Origin of the sequence: Mesorhizobium sp. M7A.F.Ca.CA.004.06.1.1, from assembly GCF_003999135.1 — a bacterium.
In the GTDB taxonomy this organism is placed as follows: Bacteria; Pseudomonadota; Alphaproteobacteria; order Rhizobiales; family Rhizobiaceae; genus Mesorhizobium.
Genome location: NZ_RZPQ01001173.1, coordinates 1 through 1,133 on the forward strand (window position 1 = coordinate 1; position 1,133 = coordinate 1,133).

2 protein-coding genes are annotated in these 1,133 nt (G+C 59.0%); both read left to right on the forward strand.

The window, feature by feature from the left end:
- Positions 1-334 (forward strand): ATP-binding protein (locus EN906_RS34880; protein ID WP_245484401.1); only part of this gene is annotated, 334 nt, incomplete at its 5' end.
- A gap of 113 nt (positions 335-447) precedes the next feature.
- Positions 448-1,133 (forward strand): phosphate signaling complex protein PhoU (gene phoU / locus EN906_RS34885; protein ID WP_127375809.1); only part of this gene is annotated, 686 nt, incomplete at its 3' end.

Genomic DNA, 1,133 nt, shown 5'->3' on the forward strand with positions numbered 1-1,133 from the left:
TTTCCAGGTTTTCGAGAACCTCCTGGAAAACGCCTGCAAATACGGGCAGTCGGGTGGGCGGGTGGTTGTATCCATAGCCCATAGCGATGCCGGATCAGAGCCGGGCATCGACGTGACGATCAGGGACTTTGGCCCTGGCATTCCCGAGGAGCACATTCCGCGCATTACCGAGCGCTTCTACCGCGTCGACGTCGAGACCAGCCGGACCCAGAAGGGTACCGGCCTCGGCCTGTCGATCGTCAAGCATATACTGACGCGCCACAACGCCCGGCTTTCGATCAAGTCCGAAGTCGGCAACGGCGCGGCATTCTCGGTTCATTTGCCGACTCACTGATATCGCCCTAATTCAAAGGGACTGTTTCTTTTTTCTGTCATCCGGCTAGCGTATCAGCGGGGATTCGAGGAAACGACTCAAAATCAAAACACCCCGTGGGAAGGCATTTTGCCATGCAGTCCGTGCACATCGTCAGCGCTTATGACGAGGAGTTGAAATATCTGTCGAAGCGCATCGCCGCGATGGGAGGTCATGCCGAGCGCATGGTCGAACAGGCGGTCACCGCTCTCGTCAATGCCGACCCAGGCCTTGCCCAGAAGGTCATCCGCGACGATACCGTACTGGACGAGGGCCAGCGCGAAATCGACGACAAGGCCATCATCATCATTGCCAAGCGTCAGCCGATGGCGGCGGATTTGCGCGAGATCGTCGGGACCATTCGCATCTCCGCCGACCTCGAACGGGTTGGCGATCTCGCCAAGAACGTTGCCAAGCGGGTGGTCGCCGTCACCGACGGACGCCAGCCGACCAGCCTGTTCCGCGGCCTCGAGGCCCTGTCCAACCTGGCGTTGACCCAGCTCAAGGAAGTGCTCGACGTCTACGCGTCTCGCTCGGTGGAGAAAATCGGCTTCGTGCGCGATCGTGACGACCAGATCGACGCCATGTACACATCGCTGTTTCGCGAATTGCTGACCTACATGATGGAAGATCCGCGCAACATCACGCCCTGTACGCATCTGCTGTTTTGCGCCAAGAACATCGAGCGTATCGGTGATCACGCCACCAACATCGCTGAGACCATCTATTACATCGTCACCGGCGATCAGTTGCCGGCTGAGCGGCCCAAGGGTGACAAGAC